The following is a 5,609-nucleotide window of genomic DNA, read 5'->3' as shown; positions in this document are numbered from 1 at the left end:
CTTAAAAACCGCTTTAAATAGCTCCTAACGTCGTTGACATTTAAACTTTTGGGTGTGCCCAAGTTAATTAACAAAACACCTTTTTTCATTTATTTCTCCTTAAATAAAATAAGACGAGCTGAAGTTTAGAACACTTTGCCAAACTTTATACTAAACCCCACACGATTAGTCAACATTGATCTGGTTTGGATGCTGGATTGGGTCATTAAACATCAGCATCCTTTATGTGGAGCTAAACTTTTTAGACGTAAAATCATTCCTTGCGTGCATCAGCGATTTCTGCTGCAATCCGATAGAGTGTTGGCCTGCTGATGCCAAGCGTGCGTGCAATCTGGGCTTTGGATTGTGTGCCGTCCTTGAGCATAGTGACGGCTTGGCTATAGATATAGCGTCGATGTTTGTCTGGAGAGTCCGGTGCATATTGAATGGCACCACCTTTGTGGACCCCGCGGCGCTTTGCTTCTATAATACCGGCAGCTTGGCGTTCGTGAATCGCTTCGCGCTCTTCCTGGGCGATGTATTTGTAGATCTCAAGGGTTAGATTTGTGAGCATCGTGCGCATGGCCTTGTTGGGCACTTCCGCAAATGTCGGCAGGTTCAGCACATTTAGAGTCGCGCCTTGTTGACCGATTGTGTTGATTGTTTCGGTTAGGTCTGCTGCGCTGCGGCCTAACCGATCGAGCGCTACCACGACGACTTCATCATCGTCATGAATATAATTTAGCAGCGCAGCTAACTCGGGCCGTTCCAACGTAGCTCCGGATCGCTTTTCTTTAAAAATGCGAGTGCAGCCAGCCCCTTTTAGCGCTGACAGCTGCCTATCCAGGTTCTGTTCGCGGGTGCTTACCCGCGCATATCCAACTTTTGTCATCAGCGGCACCACCTTTACACCTATATTTTACACCTGTTATTCCTTTAGAATAGCCGATCCAAAGTGTAAATTCAAGGTACACCCTGATTATACAAATAATGTGGAAACTAGTTCGCCGCAGAATTCCTCAGGCTGGTTGCCATTCAATAAGGGTGTATACCCATGAGCCGTGATACCGACTCCTTTCATTTCCGGTTATAAAACAAACAGTTTATAATGTGAAAGTGCTTACTTTTATGGTATTGTGATGAAAAACGGGTTAGGGGTGATTTTTATGCTAGAAGTACATGACCTGTCATTTGCCTACAAAGATCAACAAATTTTCCAGCATCTGAGCTTCACGATTCAGGACGGCGAAATCGTTGGGCTTGTTGCGCCGAACGGGACTGGCAAAACGACCTTACTCAAGCTTCTGTGTGGCCTGCTGCCGACAGGTATTGACACGTTGAAGCTGAACGGTCTTAGCTTGCACGCAAAACGGATTGCCTATCTGAAACAGCTGTTCTTCCTTGAGAGTTCAAACCAGCTGTACCAGGACCTGACTGTGAAGGATCATCTGACATACGTGAAGGCGGTATGGCATTCCAAGGTTGAGATTGAACCGGTCGTTGAAAGCCTGGGCATGGTTGGCTACTACAAAAAGGTCATTAAGGACCTCTCTTTAGGCATGAAGCAACACGTGCTCTTGGCGATGTACATCATCAGCGATGCTCAGACCATGCTGATTGATGAGCCGCTTAATGGGCTGGACCCCACAAGTATTCAGGAATTCGAGGAGGTTTTCCTCCAGCTCAAAGCCAAGGGCAAGAGCCTAGTCATTTCTTCGCACCAAATGGATAGTGTTGGCCGCACCTGTGACCACGTCTTCTTCCTCAAGAACCAGACTTTGCACAACGTGGCAAATACCGGTCAGGATATGATGAGCGTCTATAACCATTTCTTCCCGAAAGCAGGTGCTTGAGATGGGGGCACAGTATCGGATTACGCTGAAGCGAAGTCTACATTCGGTCACCAACCTTGTGATTGCGGCAGCCTTCTTTCTCCTCCTGATGAGCACGTCCTTCAGCCATTACGGGCAGCAGGACTCAACACAGGCTGATCTGTACGGTGCGTATGCCACGGCTGGTCAGGCGGTCGATAAGACCATTACGGGGATAGAGAAAATTAAGCCAGCTTCGGCCTCAGTGAAGGCTGAGCTTCGACAGAAAAAGCAGGAGAAAGATTACCTCGATCAGATTACGCTTGTAACCTCGGGCGGGCTTTCCGCCAATCTCGACGAGGTGAACCGTACAGTCCTGGCTCATGCCAAGTACAGCCTGCGCGCCACCGAAAAGGATCCTCACGTCCAGCTTCAGCTCATTAAGTATCAAGACCAGCCAACAAGTCACAAACTGATTGAACGCAAGAAGGATGTCGTGTTCCATACCTATCTCTATCAGCATCATATGCGTGAAATTCCAATTGCCGCTATCAAAGCGCCCGCCGCCAACTATCTCAGCGACGCACTGCTTTACCACGTTTCACCGTTTCTAATTATTGCGGTCTTTATTGTGTGGTTGGCGGAGTTCTTCACTACCGACAAGCGTGAGGGCAACATCGATGTGACGAACACCTTGCCGATGGGCAAGATGAAGGTGTTAATTGCCAAGATAGGCGTGGCCTTCACCATTGCGTTGCCGCTGTTTTGCCTTACACTATTAGCCGTGTTTGTCGTCATCGGCCTAAGCAATGGCTGGGGTAGTTTACAGTATCCAATCGCCTATTCGTTAGACGGTCAGCACGCAGCAATCATGCAGCTGGGAGAATTTCTGCTCATGTTTCTCGGTGCGTTGGTTGCGATATTCTGCTTCTTCGTGATGCTCAGTGCACTATTTAGCCTAATTGCTAGCAAGATGAGCAGTCTTCTGGTGGCGGAACTTCTTGTGCTGCTTACCGGAAGCTCATTTATGCTGGGTTTTACAAAGCTGTCTCCGTCATTCAGATTTCTCCCCACGGCATACTTTGACTATTCCGCTGTAATTTTAAATAGCCACACATGGCCTTCCCTAGACCTTGCGGGTGGAATAAATGTCTTGCTGAGCTCAACACTTGCGCTCCTAGGGTGCACCACTTTTGTCATCTATTATCGGCAACGGTTACTAAGAAGAAATTAGGAACGATTATTACAAATAAGCGGTATGGACTCTTATTTTTGTCTTCTTGAGCTTTCGACGAACCCGGAGGAAAATAATGAAGGCTAGTCTAAGGTTTTATCTCAAACGCATTTCGTGGTCCTGGGTGGGAATCTCTCTACTCTTTCTGATTCTTGTGATGTACCTTCCGGCTCGTCACAACATTACTGCATGGCCGGCGCAGCCAATTTCCGAAAGTCAATCGGTAAGGGTTTATTCCAGAGAATTATCAGACATTATTCAAAACTACAGATCGCAATATGGAGATTCCAGTAAGCCTTCATCGCAACAAACACTTGTTAAAAAGTATTCTGCTGTGCTGGCCGCACTAAGAGCCAGAAGGTACCGCTCAATAAATAAATTGGCTCTGACAATTTTGAGTCGTGAATCACAGCATGTGAACACAAGCCTCTTTTATCGGGATCAAGGTTATCCAGGAACTAGTGTGACGGCTCGATACAAGTATTTAGTCGTGCATAACCTTGATGTCACTCCTATGGTAAGCGCACGCAGTGATGCCGTAAATGTGGTTGCGCAATCGCTTGGTGCCAACGGACATGACGCATATGGTGTGATCAACTGGAACGCTACGCTGACACTATTAGTAATTCTCGGTATAATGTGTATCTTATTTGGAGATTTTTTCACCGATGACTATCGGCGAGGCACCTATTCCTTTGTTCGTGCGTTGCCAGAGTCTGAGTTTTGGTATCACGTGCGCCGTGGCGCACTACTAGTAAGCATTATTTGTATTGGATTTCTGACTGCACTTATTCTAGTGATTTTCGCGATCGCCGTGACCCCAGACCATTCAATAGGAGACTTTCGCTATCCAATCACAGTACTAATTGATGGTCAAACAGTTTTAATCCCAATTTGGCAGTTTTTTTCTAGTTGGTTAGTATTGGTGTTTCTCTGGGCCAGTCTTCTTGCATGTTTGTCTATACTTTTGGGGTATTTGACAAGGAGCCGAGTGCTATGTTCATTTTTACTAGTAATCGTCGTTTTTGCCCGTGAACTATCTCTACTAAGGTTGCTACCAGAAAAGGTTCGGATGTTTGTACCGTCAAGTTTTACAGTCGTTCCGGAATTGTTTTATCAGGAAGGAGATTTTGTCGGTCTGAAGACATTTCATTGGACATTCACTTTCATCTTTTGGATTGTTTTCATTTTGGCCATCACCTGTTGTTTAATCGCCTCCAAATCTTCTGGACGATGGATTAAAGGTAAACAAACCAGGATGCGATAAAAGTACTTCAACCGAGATTGGTTTCCTCACTAGGGTACTCATGACGTGCTTTTGGCGATAATCTAGTGTTGAGCCGAACGCTGCTGATTTTTCACACTATTTGCTCCCGGGTACCGGTATCAACTCCCAATATAAACTAGGATGGAGTGACTTTAAAAAATCAAAGACAGATTATCCTGGAAAAACAGAGGAGAACAGAACAGTATAAAATATGTGCATCCTTTTTGTTGCCAAAAACCCTTGTTGGTGATATTTTCAAAAAGGAAACGCTTCCGTAAAACTATTGGGTAACATGGTCAAGTACGGGGAGGAAACGAATATGAAGAAAGTAACAATTTTAATTTTTTCCGGCCTCTTATTGTTGGTAACATCCGCTCCCGTGATCACAAGTGCTGCGACCACTAACATCACTGCTTCTGCCATCGTAAAACCGATTACGGTTAGTTCAGTGAATTCGTCAAGTAGCATTCTTTTAGCACAAGCAAAACTGACAATGTGGACAATGCCAGGTCGCAGCCCTTACTACGTTACAGTAAGTTGCACGCTGCCCGTCAAGAAAATCAAAACAGTAAAAAGGGGCAATTATACGTGCTATTGGTATCAAGACGCGGCCGGTCGACAATGGTATGGTGATAATTATCTTCCTTGATTAGTGCTTGCAAAGATATTCAGCTACCCTGTGCAGGTGGCTTACATTGTTGGATTCAGACGGCAGCCTTCAACTGTTTTTGGAAAGACTGGGTCAGTTCATTGAATTGTTCCCCACTGACGAACCACTGATCAGTGCCGAAGCCGCAAACGCCGGCGATAAACACTACGCCCACTTTGCGCTACTGGTCGATGACATTCAGGCCGCCCGCCAGCGACTAATTGACCACAATGCCCCCGTTGACGTTGAACCTAACATCGGTAATTCACATGTTTGGCAAATGTGGACGCATGATCCCGATGGCAACAAGATGGAAATCATGCAGTACACTGACCAGCCCTTCGAACTGACTGGTCATATCGACGAACCAAGTTTCTAACCACGCATCATTGCACTAAAGCAACTCAAAGCAAGGTACTCTGCATCTTCTCTCCTTTTTCAAATGAACACTTTTACTAACCAGTGGATTTCCACAAATCTGCTGGTTTTTGTTTGCATATCTATGAAAAATTAGGCTTTTCGAGTGTAAGCACCTAATATACTAAAAAGGACCGCGAAAGGATTAAATTAACCCGTTTGCGGTCCTCTGAATGGTTCTGGTGCAAAGTTGAAATTAAGCGTAGATCAAAGTGACTGTGTTTAGTGGTTGTAGCCTATGCCGCTAACAAT

6 protein-coding genes are annotated in these 5,609 nt (G+C 45.6%); 5 read left to right on the top strand and 1 reads right to left on the bottom strand.

Features of this window, described 5'->3' with window-relative positions; all coding sequences use genetic code 11:
* Positions 1 to 253: 253 nt before the first annotated feature.
* A complete protein-coding gene (locus tag JUF11_RS12790; RefSeq protein WP_204119900.1) occupies positions 254 to 871 on the bottom strand; it encodes a recombinase family protein in 618 nt (205 codons plus the stop codon).
* 274 nt (positions 872 to 1,145) lie between these two features.
* On the opposite strand from JUF11_RS12790, the gene JUF11_RS12785 reads away from it, so the two are divergent.
* From JUF11_RS12785 to JUF11_RS12765, 5 genes are all read left to right on the top strand, one after another.
* Positions 1,146 to 1,832, top strand: a complete 687-nt coding sequence (locus JUF11_RS12785; protein WP_204119899.1) for an ATP-binding cassette domain-containing protein — start codon at positions 1,146 to 1,148, stop codon at positions 1,830 to 1,832.
* A gap of 1 nt (position 1,833) precedes the next feature.
* A complete protein-coding gene (locus tag JUF11_RS12780) occupies positions 1,834 to 3,024 on the top strand; it encodes a hypothetical protein (RefSeq protein WP_204119898.1) in 1,191 nt (396 codons plus the stop codon).
* A gap of 76 nt (positions 3,025 to 3,100) precedes the next feature.
* The gene (locus tag JUF11_RS12775) at positions 3,101 to 4,291 is read left to right on the top strand and encodes a hypothetical protein (RefSeq protein ID WP_204119897.1); all 1,191 of its coding nucleotides are present in this window, start codon (positions 3,101 to 3,103) and stop codon (positions 4,289 to 4,291) included.
* Positions 4,292 to 4,610: 319 nt separating this feature from the next.
* Positions 4,611 to 4,940, top strand: a complete 330-nt coding sequence (locus tag JUF11_RS12770) for a hypothetical protein (RefSeq protein ID WP_204119896.1) — start codon at positions 4,611 to 4,613, stop codon at positions 4,938 to 4,940.
* A 46-nt stretch (positions 4,941 to 4,986) separates the two neighbouring features.
* A complete protein-coding gene (locus JUF11_RS12765; protein WP_204119895.1) occupies positions 4,987 to 5,319 on the top strand; it encodes a VOC family protein in 333 nt (110 codons plus the stop codon).
* The last annotated feature ends 290 nt before the right edge of the window (positions 5,320 to 5,609 follow it).

The sequence above is a fragment of the Lacticaseibacillus suilingensis genome (genome assembly GCF_016861845.1).
GTDB lineage: Bacteria > Bacillota > Bacilli > Lactobacillales > Lactobacillaceae > Lacticaseibacillus > Lacticaseibacillus suilingensis.
This window is presented reverse-complemented; position numbering and strand designations above follow the sequence as displayed.

Bases quoted from the DNA above. Each gene is read 5' to 3' on its own strand.
- JUF11_RS12790 (WP_204119900.1), bottom strand. From the start codon at position 871: ATGACAAAAGTTGGATATGCGCGGGTAAGCACCCGCGAACAGAACCTG.
- JUF11_RS12785 (WP_204119899.1), top strand. From the start codon at position 1,146: ATGCTAGAAGTACATGACCTGTCATTTGCCTACAAAGATCAACAAATT.
- JUF11_RS12780 (WP_204119898.1), top strand. From the start codon at position 1,834: ATGGGGGCACAGTATCGGATTACGCTGAAGCGAAGTCTACATTCGGTC.
- JUF11_RS12775 (WP_204119897.1), top strand. From the start codon at position 3,101: ATGAAGGCTAGTCTAAGGTTTTATCTCAAACGCATTTCGTGGTCCTGG.
- JUF11_RS12770 (WP_204119896.1), top strand. From the start codon at position 4,611: ATGAAGAAAGTAACAATTTTAATTTTTTCCGGCCTCTTATTGTTGGTA.